Here is a 17082-nt window from a genome sequence, read left to right as displayed (position 1 = left end):
TGATTTCGGTTTTTACCTAGGCGGGAACCTGCGCCGAAGCTCTATGCGGCCAACCCCTTCCGATGGGTTAATACCCGAAAACATTGGGGAAATTAATCTTTCTTACCGGAAGCGGCAGGGCGGACATCCGCCGATATGCGGCATGGTTAACGTCGTGAACACCATCATTCTGCGAGAAAATCGAAAAAATGGCGGCCGAACCGAGGTTCGACCGCCACCGTTCCCGCCGCTCCCAACAGGGTGCAGGGAATCTCTCGAATTGATCAGCCTACCGCGGCGAACTGCACGTCACCGGCGGTTGGCGCGCTCGATGCTTCGTCGTTGCGGTGACGCAGGCGGGTGATGTTGTCGCGCGCCTGATCGATCTTCTCATGAGCGATCGTCGACACGTCGTCGGCGACCTTCTTGAGGGTTTCGCGGCTACTGGTCGCGGCCTGGGTCAGACGCTCGCGACCGATGAAGGCGGCGACGCCGGCAAGCGCGGCTGCGGCGAGCGCGCCGATACCGATCGACACCGTGGTGCGGTTGAGGGGCACCGACTTGACCGCCTTGGTCGCGCTGTCGAACACGCTCTGCGCTTCGCTCTTGATCGAACGCGTGCGGGTCGTCGTGCTGCGGCTGGTCGAGGCCGGGGTCTTGCGGGCGCGGGTCGGACGCTTTGCGGTGCTGGTGGACCGCGAACGGGTGGTAGTTGCCATGGTCACTCTCCAAAATCTGAACCTGTCGGGGGATAGAACCCGCAGAGATTGCCGGGGTTCCGCAAATGGCCAAGTTCGCGCCGAAGCGATGGCTGGCATCGGCGGACGCGCTGCTGTATTCGCTTTGTTCCCATGGCTGACCAGTCCCCCAGCCCCGACGTCGCGCTGCAACCCGAGCGCAAGATCATCCATATCGACATGGATGCCTTTTATGCGTCGGTCGAGCAGCGCGACGATCCGGCGCTCCGCGGCAAGCCGGTCGCGGTCGGCGGCACCCGCGAACGCGGGGTGGTGGCCGCCGCCAGCTATGAGGCGCGCGCCTTCGGGGTGCGGTCGGCGATGGCATCGGCCGCCGCGCGGCGGCGCTGCGCCAGCCTGATCTTCGTCAAGCCGCGCTTCGAGGTTTATCGCGCGGTGTCGCGGCAGATCCAGGCGATCTTCGCCGACTATACCGACCTGGTCGAACCGCTCTCGCTCGACGAAGCCTATCTCGACGTCACCACCAACCATCTCGGCCTCGCCACCGCGACCGAGGTCGCGAAGGCGATTCGCGCGCGGATCAGCGCGGAGACCGGGCTGACCGCCTCGGCGGGGGTGTCGTACAACAAGTTCATCGCCAAGCTGGCCTCGGACCACAACAAGCCCGACGGGCTGTGCATCGTCCGCCCCGAGCGCGGTCTCGCCTTCATCGATCCGCTGCCGATCGGTCGCTTCCATGGCATCGGTCCGGTCACCGCGAAACGGATGGACAAGCTCGGCATTCACACCGGCGCCGACCTCAGGCGCTGCAGCCGCGAGTTCCTGGCGCAGCAATTCGGCAAGTCGGGCGATTATTATTATCTGGCCGCGCGCGCGATCGACCATCGTCCGGTCCGGCCCGACCGGGTGCGCAAGTCGATCGGCCATGAGACGACCTTCTTCAAGGACCTGACCGCGCATGACGAGATGGCCGCCTTCATAAATGAAGCGAGCGAGACGGTCGGTCGTCACGCGCTACGCAACGACAAGCTGGGGCGGACGGTGTCGATAAAGCTCAGATATGCCGACTTCCGCACGATCACCCGCGCGAAGACCTTGCCGTTCGCGATCAACGACGCCGCTCGCATCGCCGAAACCGCGCTTTCGCTGCTCGCGCCGCTCGAACCGGTCGAGCAGGGAATCAGGCTGCTCGGGGTGACGCTGTCGGGGTTCGGCGAGGAAGAGCCGGTGACCGCGGAGCAACTGGCGCTGGCGCTCGAATTTTAGGACCGAAACTCGGCTGCGCGCGCGAATATGTCGTCGAACATCTCGGCGGTGATCCGGCCGGTGTTCTGGTTGTAGCGCGATGGATGATAGCTATCGATCAGGATCACCCCCGATGGGAAACGATGCTCGGCACCATGGCCGAACCGGGCCTTTGGCAGCTTGCCGCCGAGCGCCTTGACCGCCGACTGGTGGGCGATCTGGCCGAGCGCGACCGCGACCCGCAGCTTCGGCAATGCGCGCAGCGGCGGCTCGAGGAAGCGGCGGCACATATGGGCCTCCTGCGGGGTCGGCTTGTTGGCGGGCGGCAGGCAGCGCACCGCGCTGATCACGATCGTCGCGTCGAGCGTCAGGCCGTCGGCAGGGTCGGCGCCATAGGCACCGCGTGCAAAGCCGTGCCGCAGCAGCGTGTCGTAGAACAAAGGCCCCGAATCGTCGCCGGTGAAGGGCCGGCCGGTGCGGTTGGCGCCTTTCATGCCGGGCGCGAGGCCGACGATCGCCAGCCATGCGTCGGGGTCGCCGAAGATCGGCACCGGTCCGTTGAACCAGTCGGGATGCGCGACGCGCTGCTCCTCGCGAAACGCCGCCAGCCGCGGACAGAGCGGGCAGTCGTGCGAGGGTTCGAAATGGGGGAGCGGTGACGTCGGCATGGCCTGGACCTAGACCAGTCCGGCCCGCGCGGATAGGCGAAGCAGCCTATGCACAATATCTACGCCATCGCGCTCGGTTCGAATCGCCGCCACGGCCGCCACGGCTCGCCCCGCGAGGTGGTGGCCGCCGCGATCGCGGCGCTCGAGGCGCAGGGCCTGTTCGTTCACGCGGTGTCGCCGATCATCGCGACGCCGGCGCTCGGGCCGGCCGGCCGCAGCTTCGCCAATGCCGCGGCGCTGATCGAGACCGATGCCGAACCGCTCGACCTGCTGGTCTTGCTCAAAGCGACCGAGCGCGCCTTCGGCCGTCGCCGCGGTCGCCGCTGGGGGCCACGGGTGCTCGACCTCGACATCATCCTGTGGTCGGGCGGGCGATGGAACGATCGCCGCCTCCAGATCCCGCACCCCCAGGCGGCGAAGCGCGATTTCGTCCTGAAGCCGCTCGCGACGATCGCGCCGACCGCATTGATCGGTCCCGATTATCGCACGGTCGCTCATGCCCGCACGCGTCTGGTCCGCGCCAAGCCGGTTGACCCGACGGCGCACCCTGAATAGGGAGGCGCCCTTGGTCGGGCTCGTAGCTCAGTCGGTAGAGCAACGGACTTTTAATCTGTAGGTCATGGGTTCGAATCCCATCGAGCCCACCAAGCAATCCCGGGCGTTTCCAGGCGCCGGGATTTCCGCTATTGCGACAGCGTATTGCAACAACGTTCCGACATTGGCGGGATTGCATCCATTATGAAGCGATTCGTTGAGCAGTATTGGCATGCTTTAACTTTGGCGCTACGCCTTGGTCGATTGCGATCGGGGGGACGGATGAAAGTTAAAAATGAGGTGAAGGACGGCCTTCATCCTTGGATATTGGTGCCGGGATTGGTTCTTCTCTTAGGAGTGGTTGTCGCTGAGGCGCACGCTGCTCCAGGCGGATTCGATCTCCATCATATGTTCATGGCGTTTGCTAAAGAGCTGTCGATCGCGCTCTTGATCGGGTGGCTGATTGCTATCAGTATCGACCGAGTGGCAAGGGCGAAAGATGCGCGCGACTCTGAAGCGCGTAGACAGGCCATTGCAGAAAATGTCGTGAAAGGTGTTTTTGGCGTTCAGTATCCTGCTGACTATGTTCAAACGGTAATTGAAACAGGTTTTACATCTAAGATCGTTCGTGAAAATTATCGTGCCAACTATACAGTTAGGCCATTGAATCCTGCAGAACTGGAAAAAATGGGAGTTGATCCTGGGCGTCTAGTGATATTCAACGCGAAGCGTAGCTTTCGGTTGAAGAATGTCTCAAATAACGACTTGTCATTTCCGATCCGTGCCCACATTCCAGCCCGGAGCTCGCCTAAGTTTCGTGAGATGGCAGGTGTAAAGGCGGCCGCCTTCGACGGTCACCAGCTTTCTGCCGAAGAGATTGAAGCGGCGCTTGAGCGAGAGGGTCCGCAGGACGATCACCGAAAATATGCATGGATCCGCCGCATTCCTGCAGGCGGGCATATCGACGTCGCCTTCGATTCTATCATGGTGAAAGAATTGTCGGACAGCGAGGTTTGGGTTAGCGCCCATCCCACCTCCGACGGCGTCGATTTTGCGGTTCAGGTTATTCCCGGAATGCAATTTGGGCTACAGCCAGCTACGACGAGTCAGCTGCGGCAGGAGTTGGTTTCGCAGGAGCACGGGAACGGCACTTGGAAGATCGATGGACCGCTCCTACCTAACGAAAGCGTTGTTTTTTGGTGGAGATCGCCAGAAGATGGTTAAATTTACCATCAATTGTGGATGGAACGGCTTGACATCCATCGCGTTAATCCCCCAGAAACCTCTCGCCTGGTATCACTTGGGGTAGCAAAGGAGACGGCTATGATTCGTATCGTACTTCGAGGCGATGGTGGCTCGAGAGACTAAAGCTCTCTGATAACCAGAAAAAGAACGGCCGGGATGAAAATCCCGGCCTTTCTTTTTGTCTGCTCTAAGCACCAGTTTTTAACGCTTTATGTAGGCTTGGCGGCGCTCTCCGGCGGTTTGCGCCTTCGCCTCGGTCGCCTTGTTATAAGTAGCCGTCTGCTGCAGCGTCTTGTGTCCAGACACCGGCCTGATGTCGAAAAGCCAGCGTCGCCCAGCTCTGTCGCGCCGCCATGGCGGAATCCGGTCAGCGTCATCTCATTCGGCAGGCCGGTGGCGTCGCGGATTTTGCGGAAGATCCGGCCCGCCCGGTCCTCATCATAACGCTTGCCAGTGTCCTCGAAGAGCACGATCTGCCCGGCGCCCGCGGCAATGCGGTCGAGTTCCTCCTCGAGAGCGGGATAAAGCTGCGCGCCGTCGGCGCCGGCGAGCGGGATTACTTGCCGCTTGCCGGTCTTCGCCTGGCGCATCGCGAACTCGACGCCCGGCCGGTAGTCCTCCCAGAAGAACCCCTTCATCCGATCTCGCTCGTCACCGAAGTCGAAGCCGTCGTTCACGCGGCGGACGAGCTCGAACATGATAGCCGCGGCCGTCGCCATCGACTGATAGCCCAGATCGCGCGCCTTTGCCCTGAACAGGTCATATTCGGCGCGGCTGGTCGCGCGGTTGCCCTTCTCGGTCGCGGTCGACAGGCCCATCTTCGCGAAGGGGTTCAGCTTGACCTTGTTGTGGCGGACCGCCTCGTTCCACACGCGCCGGCAGACCTGCATTGCATAGGTGCCGCCGCGCGGCCCGTGCTTCTTCTTCATGGCCGTGTGCAGCTTGTCAGCGTGCGCCGCGGTGATCTCGACTGCCCGCCGCTCGCCGAACAGCGACGTCTTGAGCGCGAACGCCTCGAGCTTCTCCATATAGGCCCGATAGTCGCGCCGAGTCTTGACGAGGCGCGCTGAAACCGATCGAGGCCCCGGTACCAGGCGAACAGGGCTTTGACCGTGCCTTCGGCGGCCTTGCCCTAGACGCCGAGGCGCCAGTCGTCGAGCGCAGCGTTGAGCAGATCGACCGCGGCGTCGATCGCGCGCGCCGACGTCATGGTCGACGACGAGCGGCGCCCATGGATCGGGTTTTGCGATTTCACCGGCCGGCGCAACATCACCGTGGCCTGCGGCACGCCGGGCGGCGATCTGACCAGTTTCATCGGCAAGGGGTGATCGATCCGCGCGCGGACGTTTCCTATCCGTCGCTGACCCAGAACCGGAACATCTACGGCGAGCCCGAGCCCAAGGTCACCTGCGCCAACGACGGCGAGGCCGTCGCCTGGTACCCGCCATACCCGACCGGCATGCAGGCGATCGTCGCGCTCGGCAAAAGCCTGCGGCTGACGCTGCGCAACCAGGCGAAGCGTCGCCAGCCCAAGCTGGCGATGCCGGGCGCGACCCCGACGATCAATGCCGATCGGGCGGTGATCAACTATGCTTCGCGGCTGACGATCCCCGGCCTGTTCGAGGCCGCGACGATGACGCTCTATCTGGTGTGGCGCGTCGTGCCGACCGACCTGTCGGCCGGATCGCTGCGCCCGTCGTTCGCCTGGTTCAACGGGACCAACGGGTCGGGCATTGCGCCCGGTGGCGCCACGAATATCCGCTATTATGCCGACTTCGGCGGCGCCAACGTGTTCGGCACGATGCCCCTGACCACCGGGCGCAACAACCTGATCGCCTTCTATGTCCTCCGCATCGAGGAGGGGGGCGGGATGAAGCTGTTCAACATCACCGACGGCACCACCCACACGGTCCCCAACACTGCGGCGCGCAATCCGGTCACCAGCCGGCCATTCTCGATCGGAGGGTCGCAAAGCGGCTTTAGCGGCCTCGCCGAGATCCTGCACGCCGACGTGCAATATGGCGCGCCCACCGACGCGCAGATCCTTGCGAACTGCGCCGATTTCGCCAGCTTCCTCAAGAACCAGCGCGGCGTCGCAAGCCTCGTCCCCGGCGTCTGATCGCCTTCCACCCTCGCCAGCTCGCGCCCGCTTCCGGCGGGCTTTTTCACGCCCGCGCGAGCCGGGTGTGCCTCGCAATAGGAGAACGCCCGGTGAGCCCATGGATCGAAGCCGCGATGGCGAAATATGGCTGGATCTGGATCGGGCTGACCTTCGGCCTGGCGGCCATATATGCGCTGCTGATCAAGCGCGGCGTTCGCATCCGGCCGTCGTTGATAATCGCCGACGTCCTGCTGCTGCCGCTGGTGGCGCTGATCGCCTATTCGATCGTCAGCCGGATGGGTGCCGACGGCGAGACCGGCGCGCTCATCACCGCGCTGGCGACAGTCGGCGCCGATCGGCTGGTCAAGCTCTACATGGAGCGCTTCGTTCAACGGGTCGACAACGAGCTGCGGATGGTGACCGAGCAGCACAAGGCCGAGATCCGCAACGAGGTCCAGACCGAGATCAGCGGCAAAGCTGTGGTCGACGATCACCTGACTGGTCGGGCGCCCGACGAATATCTCGCGCTGAAGCGCGCGCCCGCCGACCCCGTCGCCCCCTGACCCTCACAAAGGAATCGCCATGCCCGCACCCGACAGCCGCCGGCTGGAGGATCTGGACCCGCGCGTTCAGATCCTCGCCCGCCGACACCTTGCCGCCTGTGCCGCCGCGGGTATCCCCTGCACCGTGACGTTCACCTATCGCGCGCCTGAGACGCAGGACGCGCTCTATGCCCAGGGGCGGACGAAGCCCGGCAAGGTCGTCACGAACGCCCGCGGCGGATCGAGCTTTCACAATTACCGGCTGGCCTATGACGCGACGCCGACCTGCCTGCTGAAGCTCCCCAATTGGGGCGACACGCCCGAGCACCAGCAGGAGACCAATCGGATCTGGGCGCTCTACGGCCAGCTGGCGCGCGCGCTGGGCCTGCGCTGGGGTGGTGACTTCAAGAGCATCAAGGATCGGCCGCATTGCGAGTGGAGCGGCGCCCTGACGATCGCCGACCTGCGCGCCGGCCGCCGGCCGATCGAGAAGGTGCTATGAGGTGCACCTATTGCGGATCGGGGGGCATATGAAGAACCTTATGTCCGCACACCTTCTGCGGCTCTTCCGCGCGTCTTCACCTCCGCTGAACCTACTGCGGCGGCCGGGACCATGCGTATGAGGCTTGCCCGAAGATCATGGCGGCGCATCGGCGCGACCCGCGCGCTATGGTCCTAGATCGGCGGCGGTAGGCGGCCGGCCCGATAGCCCTAAGCCTCGACGGCCCGCCCATGCGTCGCTTGCGCGGCGTGTCGGCGGGTCTTTTTATTGCCGCGGGTGTTCCGGCGATAAGAACGCGGTTCAGGTCCGGGCTTTAGGGTAGGCGGCGGAAGACATTAGGCGCGCTTTTTCTCATCCGGTAAGTTTAGATGAGACCTGAAGCACAGTGCCTTCCACAGACAGATATTGGTCCTCCGAAAAGTGGATGCGGGATGCCGTCTCGTTTCCACTCACCGGGCGAACATATTGCACCAGATCGGCGTTAACGGCGACTTGTGGCCCCTTAAGCATTGTAAATGTTGTGAAATTTGCCAAGAAGAGATCCTTTCGCGGTATAAATTCATCGCCGGCCAACTCTAGCTAGACCAGCTATAACGCCATGCCTTTGGGGCATCGTCAAAGGCATGGCGCTTAAATTCAATATACTGTCGCCCCCATCTCCTCGAGCCAGGAGGACGAGCGCTCGTCGACCAGCGTAGCCAGACGGAGAACAAGTGCAAACTGCCATTGAAAAATAAGGCAAACCTGTCGCCTTGTAAGCGGGTGCCTAGCGCCGCTGCAGAAGCTGCCGTCGTGCAGTTTTCTCCTCCGCCTCAGCGAGAGCAGCCTCGTCTAGTTTCTCGAGGGCCTGCGGATAATAGCCGGCCCGGATATCGAACGTCGAGATTTGCGCGCCGAGCCCGACATGGTTGGCGATCTTTTCGATAACGGTATGGTACCGCTCTACAGCGGCGATTGCCTGGAACGGCTCAGCGCGCGCCGCCTCCATGAAGGACCGGTAAGCCGTTCTGACGTCCGGCACATCAACGAACACGACGTCAATCAAATTGAGGGCCGATATCGCTTCATGGTGCAGCATCGTCGCCCTGCGCGCCATGAGAGCGGTAAATACCGTCATCTCGAGCCGCCTTTTCTCGGCTGCCGCTTCGTTCTGCGTTCGCAGTTTTTCCGCCCATTCCGCGGCCCACTTCGGCGCCTTAGCGGCGATCACAATCGCCACCACCGACGCAACCATGACGGCAACGGCCGCCGCTGCCTGCAGCCAGTCGGTAACGCTCGGCCCGATCTCGACAACCACTTGCGACATATCCCCCCTGGGTCCGCGCCTCATTGGGAGCGCGAAAGCAAGCTATACCGGGTCAATTTCCATTACGACAAGGAAGGGTAAGCCCTTGAAATGACGTAAGCGTACAAACGCGAATCTGTCGCAATCGCCATTGATAACATTGGCGATTTGGACGGACTTTTAATCTGTAGGTCATGGGTTCGAATCCCATCGAGCCCACCAAGCAATCCCGGGCGTTTCCGAACGCGCCGGTGTGCGTCGCCATGATCGGCGCTGCCGGCGATACCGAGACGGGCCGATCGAGCGCGAGTCGGCGCGGTGTCAGAGATCGGGAACCGGACCCTCGACCTTGACGTCGGCTTCGTTCTGGTCGGGGGCCCAACTGAGGGCGACAAGCTTCAATTCGCTTCCCTCGGCGGTGTGGACGACGATCGGGCCGCTGGCCTCCATCGCGGCATTGAGTCCGCCCTCGAAGCGCAGGATCCCCCGCGCGACCTGCGCACCCTCTTCCTCGGAAACATTCAGCACATAGGTGACGGCGCCCCGGGGAATGCCCTCGACGATGAGGGCGCCTTCACCGTTGATGATGCGGAGATGGTCCATGCTTGCGTCCTCATGATGACGATATGATCGGATAGCATTCCGGATCGACACGGCCAACGCGTCGGGCACGCGAAAGTTACGGCGCCGATACCGTAGTTCTGCTGATCAGCATTTGATCGGATTGGAGCCGCCGATGGGGTTGCCCTAAGGTTGCCATGCGGTGGCGGGGTGATGGTATCGCGCCATGCGACATGGCGAGCATGATCGATGCACAAGGTCGATGTCCTGGATCCGGTGGCCCATTATCGCGATCGGGCGGCGCTGTACCGCCTGCATCCCACAGGCGGCGGTGCGGGGATCGACGGCGTGCCGGTGCGCGAGCGGCTGGCGCAGCAATTCGAAGCGCGCGCCGATGCGATCGAGGCGGCGCTGGTCAGGCGCAACGCGCTCGCGGCGACGGTCGATCGCATTGCCGAGCGGGTCGAGCGGAGCATTCCGCCCATCGAGCCGCGGTCGCGCGCCGATCGGCTTTCGTCGACCGCCGATATTCTCGTTCAGATGGATCGGCTGATCGATCGCCTCGATGCGCTCGGGCTGGGAATCGCCGCGGCTCACCTGTCGATGGCGGCGGAGACGATCAGGGCGGGAATCAGCTCGGCCGAGAAACTGTCGAGCAACGCCTCGAGCAGGTTGCGGCCCGACGCCGACAACTGAACGAACACCCGCCGACCATCGCCGATATCTCTGGTCCGCAGGACGAGCCCGCGTTCGGACAATATGTCGAGCCAGCGCAGCGATGTCGTCGGCGAGATCGCCGCGAGCGCGCCGACGCTCGACGTCTTCACCCGGACGCCGCGCGCCTCCGATGCATAGAGGTCGAGCAAGATATCCCACGCGGGATCGCCGAACAGGTCTTCGCCGAACATGTCCTCGCGCCGGCGCCGTGCGGCGAGGATGGCGATGGCGAGATCGGTCCGCGCGTTCATAGCAGCCCTTCGGCCTCGAGGCTGGCATAGCCGCCGCGGGCGATGATCAGATGGTCGAGCAGCTGGATGTCGAACAGCCGCGCGGCGTCGGCGATTTCGCGAGTCACCCGGACATCGGCGCGGGTCGCCACGGGATTGCCCGAAGGGTGATTATGCGCGCAGATCAGCCGTGTCGCGCCGAGCTCCAGCGCGCGGCGGACGATGTCGCGTGCGGATACCGGTGCGGCGTCGATCGATCCGCGGCCGATCAGTTCGTCGGCGAGCAGCCAGTTGGCGCCGTTGAGGAACAGCACGCGGAAATTCTCGATCGGCTCGTGCGCCATCGTCATCATCAGATAGTCGATGGTCGCACTGGCGCTGGGAATGACCGGGCCATGATCGAGCTGGGCGGTCAGGATGGTGATCATCGCGCGCCGGACCGATCCGATCAGCGCGATGCCGGCAGGGTCCGCGCCGGGAATGGCGAGCAGCCGCTCCGCGCTGGCGGTCACGACCGCGCCGAGCGATCCGAACTCGACGATCAGTCGCGCCGCGAGCGCTTCTGCAGAGCCTTGATCAGCATGTCGAAGAATCTCTCCGAGGATCTTCGTATCCTGGGGCGGTTTGCCACGCCGATCGCGAGCACGAGCATCTGCGGATAGAACCAGAACTCGGTGCCCTGGGAAAGAACCCGTGGCGGTACGATCTCGCCGGCCATCTTGGCCGCGAAGATCAGAACCGGAGGAATTTGAAACGCCGTCACCCATAATGGCCAATATCGATCGGAGTAGAGGGCGATCGTTCCGAACCCCGCGAGCACGACCAGTTCGACCAGGAAGCGGTGGCGGCTGATCTCGTGCCAATCGGGCGACATGGTGCCCGACGCGAGCGGGGACAGGATCGATCCGACGATGATGACCGCCACCGCGCAGCGTTCGGGCCAACCGCCGCGAACCGCTGCCCAGATGCAGATCGAGAGTTCGACCAGAACACCCAGTATTTGCCAGTTTGCGGTGGACATGAGTTGACCGCACCACGCGTTGCACATGCGGTCAACCCCTTCATCCTTCAGGCAGCGACCACAGATAGCGGTGCCGGCGCGGCCTGGGCACATTCTTCCCACGGCCCGAACATGCGTGGATCGAGGTGATTGCGCGCCGCATCCTCCGCCAGCGCCTTATGCGCCGCGACCATGTCGCCGCGTGCAGAGACCATCGCCATCAGCGACGCGGCGGCGCGCGCCATCGCATCCTGGCCGGTATCCGGGCTGAACCGGCCGCGTTCCTGAGCCGCAGGGATGAAGTCAATCAGTTGTGCGGCTTCGCGCACCGCGGCGGTGGCGGCACGTTCGGCCGAAAAAAGCCGTTCCGCGACCCCCATCACGGCTTCACGACGTTCGACGATAATCTGACGATTGAGCATTGGTCCCCCTTCGCGGAGGAATGCTCCTCCGCACTATTGCTGGTGTTGAGCTGTCCCGGACGAGCGCTCGGGCAAAAGCTGCCGGAGCGCGACGAGGCTGGCGGAGAGACCAGCGAGAACGAAGATGCAGAAGCCGCCGATCAGCGCCATCCACAGCAGACGTTCGGTGATAGTCAGTTCATTAAAGGGCCTCCGCCGGGTCCGAAACGGAAGCCGCCAGCCGCGATCGACGGGGTGAATATCCAGCGCGAAATGCGCCGGCTCTTCCCTTACCACCCCATCACTACGGCGTTCGGCTTCCACGGCCAGAATGGCGTCCGGCGCGACTTCGGCAAGCGGCAGCGGATACCTACGTAAATGGTCCGTAGTCGGCTTTTCGGCGGCCAGCAGCAGCCGTGCGGCCTCGATCCGGGTCGCAACGCCCAGCGTCTGCATCGCCTTTTCGAGATGGACCTCGACCGTGCGCGGCGAGATTCCGAGTTCGCGACCGATCTCCTTCGAGGTCATCGGTTGCGCCGCCAGCCTCAGGCACTGCCTTTGCCGGTCGGTGAGCTGGGCGAGGCGGTGGTCGTCCATGGCGCCAGTCTAGTGCAGGGCGGCGGGCGTGCAATCGCGGCGGACTTCGGTTCGCCGATTTTGCGCCGATCCGATTCCCCCGCCTGACGGCCCTTGCCCGGTGCGCCGCTGTTCCCTACCTGTTCACGCGTGACTCACGACATTCCAGCGCCCGAACCCGGCTATCTGCGCGGGCTGAACCCGCCCCAGCGCGAAGCGGTCCTGACCACCGAGGGACCGGTGCTGGTACTTGCGGGAGCAGGCACCGGCAAGACCGCGGCGCTGACCGCGCGGCTCGCCCATCTGGTCGCGACGAGGCGCGCCTGGCCATCCGAGATCCTGGCGGTGACCTTCACCAACAAGGCCGCCCGCGAGATGCGCGAGCGGGTCGGGCGGATGCTCGGCGAGGCGGTCGAGGGGATGCAGTTTCTCGGGACCTTCCATGCGGTCGCTGCGCGGATGCTGCGGCGCCATGCCGAACTGGTCGGGCTGACGCCCAGTTTCACCATCCTCGACACCGACGACCAGCTGCGGCTGCTCAAGCAGATCCTTGCCGCCGCCGACCTCGACGAAAAACGCTGGCCTGCGCGCCAGCTCGCCGGGGTGATCGATCGCTGGAAGAATCGCGGGATGGTCCCGGCCGACATCGACGCCGGCGAGGCGGAGGCTTTCGCCAATGGTCGCGGCGGCGAACTCTATCAGCAATATCAGGACCGGTTGCGCGCGGTGAACGCCTGCGATTTCGGCGATCTGCTGCTGCACATGCTGACGATATTGAAGACCCATCGCGACGTGCTCGAAAGCTATCAGCAGCGTTTCCGCTATGTGATGGTCGACGAATATCAGGATACCAACAGCGCCCAATATCTGTGGCTCCGCCTGCTCGCGCAGGAGCGCAAGAATATCTGCTGTGTCGGCGATGACGACCAGTCGATCTATTCGTGGCGCGGCGCCGAGGTGGCGAACATCCTGCGCTTCGACCGCGACTTTCCCGGCGCGACGGTGATCCGGCTCGAGCAGAATTACCGGTCGACCCCGCACATCCTCGCGGCGGCTTCGGGGGTGATCGCGCATAATGGCGGCCGGCTCGGCAAGACCTTGTGGACCGCCGAACCGGATGGCGAGAAGGTGCGTGTGGTCGGGGTCTGGGACGGACCCGAGGAGGCGCGCCGGGTCGGCGACGAGATCGAGGCGCATCAGCGCGCCGGCGGCGGGCTGAACGACTGCGCGATCCTGGTGCGCGCACAGTTCCAGACCCGCGAACTCGAGGACCGGTTCATCGCGATCGGGCTCCCCTACCGGATCGTCGGCGGCTTCCGCTTCTACGAACGCGCCGAAATCCGCGATGCGCTGGCCTATCTGCGGGTGATCAGCCAGCCGGCCGACGACCTGGCGTTCGAGCGGATCGTCAACACCCCCAAGCGCGGGCTCGGCGACAAGGCGGTGGCGAAGCTCCATCAGCTTGCGCGTGCCGAGGATATTCCCCTGACGCTGGCAGCGGCGCGGATATTGGGCACCGACGAACTCACGCCGCAGGCGCGCCGCGCGCTCGGCAATCTGGTCGGCGATATCGCCCGCTGGCGCGATCGGCTGTCCGAATTGCCGCATGCCGAGCTGACCCGGCTGATGCTCGAGGAATCGGGCTATGTGGCGATGCTCCAGAACGAGAAGTCGACCGAGGCCGACGGCCGGCTGGAGAATCTCAACGAACTGACCCGGGCGATGGAGGATTATGAGAATCTTTCGGCGTTCCTCGAGCATGTCAGCCTGGTGATGGACAATGATGCCGACGCCGACACGGCGAAGGTGACGATCATGACGATCCATGCCGCCAAGGGCCTGGAGTTCGAAACGACGTTCCTCGTCGGCTGGGAAGAAGGCGTGTTCCCCTCGCAGCGTGCGCTCGACGAAGGCGGGCTGGCCAGCCTCGAGGAGGAGCGGCGGCTCGCTTATGTCGCGATCACCCGCGCGCGGCGGCGCTGCACGATCGTCCATGCCGCCAACCGGCGCATCTACGGTCAGTGGACCTCATCGATCCCGTCCCGCTTCGTCGGCGAGCTGCCGGCGCCGAATATCGAGACCGAGACGACGATGTCGGGCGGCGAGTCGCTGTGGCGCGCGCAATGGTCCGAGCGGGCCGACCCGTTCGCGCATGTCGGGCGGGGCACCGGCCGCGGGCCGGGCTGGCAGCGGGCGAGCGCCGCCGGCGGGGTCGCGAACGCGCCGGGCGGCGGCCGGGTGGTCGAGGCACGCGCTTCGGCCGTCAGCTTCGCCCAGCCCGGGCGCAAGGATATCGCGGTCGGACAGCGGGTGTTCCACAGCAAGTTCGGCTATGGCGCAATCGCCGAGATCGAAGGCAACAAGCTGGAGATCGACTTCGAGCATGCCGGCCGCAAGCGGGTGCTCGACAGTTTCGTGAGCCTCGGCTGAGGAGGGGCGAACGGCAGGGTGTTTTATTTCTAGCTGATTGATAGACTTTGCCGGCTACGACCAAAACTGCGGTTGCCCGGGTCCCGGCGAAGCGCCTAGAAAAGCGCGCATGGCCTCATCGACATCACCCTTCGCGATCCCCGCTTATCGTCATTATTGGCTTGCCCGCTTCGCTTCGACGATCGCGCAGAACTCGATGGTCGTGGTGATCGGGTGGCAGGCCTATGACATTGCCCGCCGCGACGGGATGTCGCTGGGAGCGGCGGCATTGCAACTCGGCTGGATCGGGGTCGCGCAATTCCTGCCGCTGATGGTGCTGACGCTCGTTACCGGTCTGGTCGCCGACCGGATGGACCGGCGCTGGATCGCGCGGGCCACCGCCGCGCTGGAGATGTTCTGTGCCGGGGCGCTCGCGCTGATGGCGTGGCACGACAGCACGACCTTGCCGGCGCTGTTTGCCATCGCCGCGCTGCTGGGCGTGGCGCGCGCTTTTGCGGCGCCGGCGCTCCAGGCCCTGGCGCCCAACCTCGTGCCGCGCGCGCTGCTGCCGAAGGCGATCGCGATGAGTTCGATCGCATGGCAGGTCGGCGCGATCGTCGGACCGCCGCTCGGCGGCTATCTTTACGCGACCGGACATTTCGCGCCCTATCTGGTCAGCACGATATTGTTCGGCCTGGTGATCGTCATGTTGATGTTGATCGGTCCGGTGCCGCGCACTGTGCTCGATGGAAAGCGGCATCCCTGGCGCCAGATGATGGAGGGTCTGTCCTATCTCGGGCGCAACCGCCTGGTGCTTGGCGCGATCTCGCTCGATCTGTTCGCGGTGCTGCTCGGCGGCGCGACCGCGATGCTGCCGATCTATGCGCGTGACATATTGCATGTCGGATCGTCGGGTCTGGGGCATTTGCGCGCGGCCCCTGCGGTCGGATCCGCTCTCACTGCCATCTGGTTCGCGCGTCATCCGCTCAAGACCAATGTCGGCTTCAAGCTGCTGGTCGCGGTGGCCGTGTTCGGCGTTGCGACGATCGTCTTCGGCGTGTCGCAACTGACACCCTTTCCGATGGTCGTCGCGCTGGCCTGTCTCGCGCTGCTCGGCGCCGCCGACATGATTTCGGTGTTCGTGCGCCAGACGCTGATCCAGCTCTACACCCCCGACGAGATGCGCGGCCGGGTCGGTGCGGTGTCCACGCTGTTCATTTCCGGATCGAACGAACTGGGTGAAGCCGAATCGGGCTTCCTTGCGGCATTGATCGGGCCGGTGGCAGCGGTGGTCGGCGGCGGGATCGGCACGATCCTGGTCGCGATCCTCTGGGCGAAGCTGTTCCCCGAGATTTTGCGCGCGCGGACGTTCGATCCGCCGCGGACATTGGAAGACGCCCCTTTGCAGGAGAAGGCAGCATGACCAAAGCCAATTCGATACTGGAGACGATCGGCAACACCCCGCACGTCCGCCTCAACCGGCTGTTCGGCGATGCCGAAGTCTGGGTGAAGTCCGAACGCTCGAACCCCGGCGGATCGATCAAGGACCGGATCGCGCTGGCGATGATCGAGGACGCGGAGGCGACCGGCAAGCTCAAGCCCGGCGGCACGATCATCGAACCGACCAGCGGCAATACCGGCATCGGCCTGGCGCTGGTCGCCGCGGTCAAGGGCTACAAGCTGGTGCTGGTCATGCCCGAGAGCATGTCGATCGAGCGGCGCCGGCTGATGCTGGCCTATGGCGCGAGCTTCGACCTGACCCCGCGCGAGAAGGGGATGAAGGGCGCGATCGAGCGGGCGCTCGAACTGCAGGCGGCGACCCCGGGCGCCTGGATCCCGCAGCAGTTCGAGAATCCGGCCAATGTCGACGTCCATGTCCGTACCACCGCGGAGGAGATCTACGCCGATTTCAAGGACAGCCCGATCGATGTGCTGATCACCGGGGTCGGTACCGGCGGCCATATCACCGGCGCCGCGCAGGTGCTCAAGGCGCGCTGGAGCGGGCTCAAGGTGTTCGCGGTCGAACCGACGCTGTCGCCGGTGATCTCGGGCGGGCAGCCGGGGCCGCATCCGATCCAGGGGATCGGCGCGGGTTTCGTGCCGGCCAATCTCCACACCCAGCTGCTCGACGGGGTGATTCAGGTCGATCCCGCCGACGCCAAGGAATGGGCACGGCGTTCGGCCCGTGAGGAAGGGTTGCTGGTCGGGATCAGCTCGGGCGCGACGCTGGCGGCGATCGCGCAGAAGCTCAAGGAACTGCCCGCTGGCGCGCGGGTGCTCGGATTCAACTACGATACCGGCGAGCGTTATCTGTCGGTGCCGGACTTCCTGCCGGAGTGATCCCATTCGTCATGCCGGCCCCCGGATCGTGGCTTCGCGCCGTTCCGGG

General features: G+C 64.5%; 21 protein-coding genes and 1 tRNA gene. 11 read left to right on the top strand and 11 right to left on the bottom strand.

Annotated features, from left to right (window positions below):
- Positions 1 to 263: 263 nt before the first annotated feature.
- Complete coding sequence (locus AC1RM6_RS22200) at positions 264 to 698, bottom strand: hypothetical protein (RefSeq protein ID WP_493105231.1); 435 nt, start codon at positions 696 to 698, stop codon at positions 264 to 266.
- A 132-nt stretch (positions 699 to 830) separates the two neighbouring features.
- Here AC1RM6_RS22200 and dinB point away from each other — a divergent pair, with 132 nt between their 5' ends.
- Entirely contained in the window at positions 831 to 1943 is a 1113-nt protein-coding gene (gene dinB, locus AC1RM6_RS22195) for a DNA polymerase IV (protein WP_493105230.1), read from the top strand.
- On the opposite strand, the gene AC1RM6_RS22190 is transcribed toward dinB, so the two are convergent.
- Complete coding sequence (locus AC1RM6_RS22190) at positions 1940 to 2590, bottom strand: uracil-DNA glycosylase (protein WP_493105229.1); 651 nt, start codon at positions 2588 to 2590, stop codon at positions 1940 to 1942. The two genes, dinB and AC1RM6_RS22190, sit on opposite strands and share 4 nt — an antisense overlap.
- Before the next feature lie 48 nt (positions 2591 to 2638).
- Here AC1RM6_RS22190 and folK point away from each other — a divergent pair, with 48 nt between their 5' ends.
- The 3 genes from folK to AC1RM6_RS22175 all read left to right on the top strand — a co-directional run bounded on the left by folK (position 2639) and on the right by AC1RM6_RS22175 (position 4348).
- Entirely contained in the window at positions 2639 to 3145 is a 507-nt protein-coding gene (gene folK, locus AC1RM6_RS22185; protein WP_493105228.1) for a 2-amino-4-hydroxy-6-hydroxymethyldihydropteridine diphosphokinase, read from the top strand.
- A 16-nt stretch (positions 3146 to 3161) separates the two neighbouring features.
- Positions 3162 to 3237, top strand: a tRNA-Lys gene (locus tag AC1RM6_RS22180).
- Between the two features lie 91 nt (positions 3238 to 3328).
- Positions 3329 to 4348, top strand: coding sequence for a hypothetical protein (locus AC1RM6_RS22175; RefSeq protein ID WP_493105226.1), 1020 nt, complete (start codon positions 3329 to 3331; stop codon positions 4346 to 4348).
- Between the two features lie 230 nt (positions 4349 to 4578).
- On the opposite strand, the gene AC1RM6_RS22170 is transcribed toward AC1RM6_RS22175, so the two are convergent.
- Complete coding sequence (locus tag AC1RM6_RS22170) at positions 4579 to 5397, bottom strand: site-specific integrase (protein ID WP_493105224.1); 819 nt, start codon at positions 5395 to 5397, stop codon at positions 4579 to 4581.
- Between the two features lie 138 nt (positions 5398 to 5535).
- Here AC1RM6_RS22170 and AC1RM6_RS22165 point away from each other — a divergent pair, with 138 nt between their 5' ends.
- From AC1RM6_RS22165 to AC1RM6_RS22150, 4 genes are all read left to right on the top strand, one after another.
- The gene (locus AC1RM6_RS22165; protein WP_493105222.1) at positions 5536 to 5697 is read left to right on the top strand and encodes a hypothetical protein; all 162 of its coding nucleotides are present in this window, start codon (positions 5536 to 5538) and stop codon (positions 5695 to 5697) included.
- Positions 5694 to 6488, top strand: coding sequence for a hypothetical protein (locus AC1RM6_RS22160; RefSeq protein ID WP_493105220.1), 795 nt, complete (start codon positions 5694 to 5696; stop codon positions 6486 to 6488). Before AC1RM6_RS22165 ends, AC1RM6_RS22160 begins: the two co-directional genes overlap by 4 nt.
- A gap of 92 nt (positions 6489 to 6580) precedes the next feature.
- Positions 6581 to 7033 (top strand): hypothetical protein, encoded by a 453-nt coding sequence (locus AC1RM6_RS22155; protein WP_493105218.1) that lies wholly within the window; start codon positions 6581 to 6583, stop codon positions 7031 to 7033.
- Between the two features lie 19 nt (positions 7034 to 7052).
- A complete protein-coding gene (locus tag AC1RM6_RS22150) occupies positions 7053 to 7514 on the top strand; it encodes a M15 family metallopeptidase (protein WP_493105216.1) in 462 nt (153 codons plus the stop codon).
- Between the two features lie 766 nt (positions 7515 to 8280).
- Here AC1RM6_RS22150 and AC1RM6_RS22145 read toward each other — a convergent pair.
- From AC1RM6_RS22145 to AC1RM6_RS22110, 8 genes are all read right to left on the bottom strand, one after another.
- A complete protein-coding gene (locus tag AC1RM6_RS22145) occupies positions 8281 to 8811 on the bottom strand; it encodes a DUF6680 family protein (RefSeq protein WP_493105214.1) in 531 nt (176 codons plus the stop codon).
- Positions 8812 to 9120: 309 nt separating this feature from the next.
- Positions 9121 to 9402, bottom strand: a complete 282-nt coding sequence (locus AC1RM6_RS22140; protein WP_493105213.1) for a hypothetical protein — start codon at positions 9400 to 9402, stop codon at positions 9121 to 9123.
- A 144-nt stretch (positions 9403 to 9546) separates the two neighbouring features.
- On the bottom strand, positions 9547 to 9957 hold the full coding sequence (locus tag AC1RM6_RS22135; RefSeq protein ID WP_493105210.1) for a hypothetical protein: 411 nt from the start codon (positions 9955 to 9957) through the stop codon (positions 9547 to 9549).
- Complete coding sequence (locus tag AC1RM6_RS22130; RefSeq protein ID WP_493105208.1) at positions 9954 to 10328, bottom strand: hypothetical protein; 375 nt, start codon at positions 10326 to 10328, stop codon at positions 9954 to 9956. Before AC1RM6_RS22130 ends, AC1RM6_RS22135 begins: the two co-directional genes overlap by 4 nt.
- Positions 10325 to 10900: a JAB domain-containing protein gene (locus AC1RM6_RS22125; RefSeq protein ID WP_493105392.1), complete on the bottom strand. Its 576-nt coding sequence runs from the start codon at positions 10898 to 10900 to the stop codon at positions 10325 to 10327. The genes AC1RM6_RS22130 and AC1RM6_RS22125 overlap by 4 nt, the downstream gene beginning before the upstream one ends.
- Entirely contained in the window at positions 10849 to 11355 is a 507-nt protein-coding gene (locus AC1RM6_RS22120; protein ID WP_493105206.1) for a hypothetical protein, read from the bottom strand. Before AC1RM6_RS22120 ends, AC1RM6_RS22125 begins: the two co-directional genes overlap by 52 nt.
- A gap of 20 nt (positions 11356 to 11375) precedes the next feature.
- Positions 11376 to 11729 (bottom strand): hypothetical protein, encoded by a 354-nt coding sequence (locus tag AC1RM6_RS22115; protein ID WP_493105204.1) that lies wholly within the window; start codon positions 11727 to 11729, stop codon positions 11376 to 11378.
- A gap of 33 nt (positions 11730 to 11762) precedes the next feature.
- Positions 11763 to 12305 carry a helix-turn-helix domain-containing protein gene (locus AC1RM6_RS22110; RefSeq protein ID WP_493105202.1) on the bottom strand — a complete coding sequence of 181 codons (543 nt, stop codon included), beginning with the start codon at positions 12303 to 12305 and terminating at the stop codon, positions 11763 to 11765.
- Positions 12306 to 12434: 129 nt separating this feature from the next.
- Here AC1RM6_RS22110 and AC1RM6_RS22105 point away from each other — a divergent pair, with 129 nt between their 5' ends.
- The 3 genes from AC1RM6_RS22105 to cysK all read left to right on the top strand — a co-directional run bounded on the left by AC1RM6_RS22105 (position 12435) and on the right by cysK (position 17033).
- Positions 12435 to 14714 carry an ATP-dependent helicase gene (locus tag AC1RM6_RS22105; RefSeq protein WP_493105200.1) on the top strand — a complete coding sequence of 760 codons (2280 nt, stop codon included), beginning with the start codon at positions 12435 to 12437 and terminating at the stop codon, positions 14712 to 14714.
- Positions 14715 to 14823: 109 nt separating this feature from the next.
- Entirely contained in the window at positions 14824 to 16116 is a 1293-nt protein-coding gene (locus tag AC1RM6_RS22100; RefSeq protein ID WP_493105198.1) for an MFS transporter, read from the top strand.
- The gene (gene cysK, locus AC1RM6_RS22095; protein ID WP_493105197.1) at positions 16113 to 17033 is read left to right on the top strand and encodes a cysteine synthase A; all 921 of its coding nucleotides are present in this window, start codon (positions 16113 to 16115) and stop codon (positions 17031 to 17033) included. The genes AC1RM6_RS22100 and cysK overlap by 4 nt, the downstream gene beginning before the upstream one ends.
- Positions 17034 to 17082: the final 49 nt, after the last annotated feature.

The organism is Rhizorhabdus sp. GW822-FHT03C02 (assembly GCF_058801765.1).
This window is presented reverse-complemented; position numbering and strand designations above follow the sequence as displayed.

Bases quoted from the DNA above. Each gene is read 5' to 3' on its own strand.
- AC1RM6_RS22175 (WP_493105226.1), top strand. From the start codon at position 3,329: ATGAAGCGATTCGTTGAGCAGTATTGGCATGCTTTAACTTTGGCGCTA.
- AC1RM6_RS22110 (WP_493105202.1), bottom strand. From the start codon at position 12,305: ATGGACGACCACCGCCTCGCCCAGCTCACCGACCGGCAAAGGCAGTGC.
- AC1RM6_RS22190 (WP_493105229.1), bottom strand. From the start codon at position 2,590: ATGCCGACGTCACCGCTCCCCCATTTCGAACCCTCGCACGACTGCCCG.
- AC1RM6_RS22150 (WP_493105216.1), top strand. From the start codon at position 7,053: ATGCCCGCACCCGACAGCCGCCGGCTGGAGGATCTGGACCCGCGCGTT.
- AC1RM6_RS22130 (WP_493105208.1), bottom strand. From the start codon at position 10,328: ATGAACGCGCGGACCGATCTCGCCATCGCCATCCTCGCCGCACGGCGC.
- dinB (WP_493105230.1), top strand. From the start codon at position 831: ATGGCTGACCAGTCCCCCAGCCCCGACGTCGCGCTGCAACCCGAGCGC.
- AC1RM6_RS22170 (WP_493105224.1), bottom strand. From the start codon at position 5,397: ATGGAGAAGCTCGAGGCGTTCGCGCTCAAGACGTCGCTGTTCGGCGAG.
- AC1RM6_RS22115 (WP_493105204.1), bottom strand. From the start codon at position 11,729: ATGCTCAATCGTCAGATTATCGTCGAACGTCGTGAAGCCGTGATGGGG.
- AC1RM6_RS22200 (WP_493105231.1), bottom strand. From the start codon at position 698: ATGGCAACTACCACCCGTTCGCGGTCCACCAGCACCGCAAAGCGTCCG.
- AC1RM6_RS22100 (WP_493105198.1), top strand. From the start codon at position 14,824: ATGGCCTCATCGACATCACCCTTCGCGATCCCCGCTTATCGTCATTAT.
- AC1RM6_RS22140 (WP_493105213.1), bottom strand. From the start codon at position 9,402: ATGGACCATCTCCGCATCATCAACGGTGAAGGCGCCCTCATCGTCGAG.
- AC1RM6_RS22120 (WP_493105206.1), bottom strand. From the start codon at position 11,355: ATGTGCAACGCGTGGTGCGGTCAACTCATGTCCACCGCAAACTGGCAA.
- cysK (WP_493105197.1), top strand. From the start codon at position 16,113: ATGACCAAAGCCAATTCGATACTGGAGACGATCGGCAACACCCCGCAC.
- folK (WP_493105228.1), top strand. From the start codon at position 2,639: ATGCACAATATCTACGCCATCGCGCTCGGTTCGAATCGCCGCCACGGC.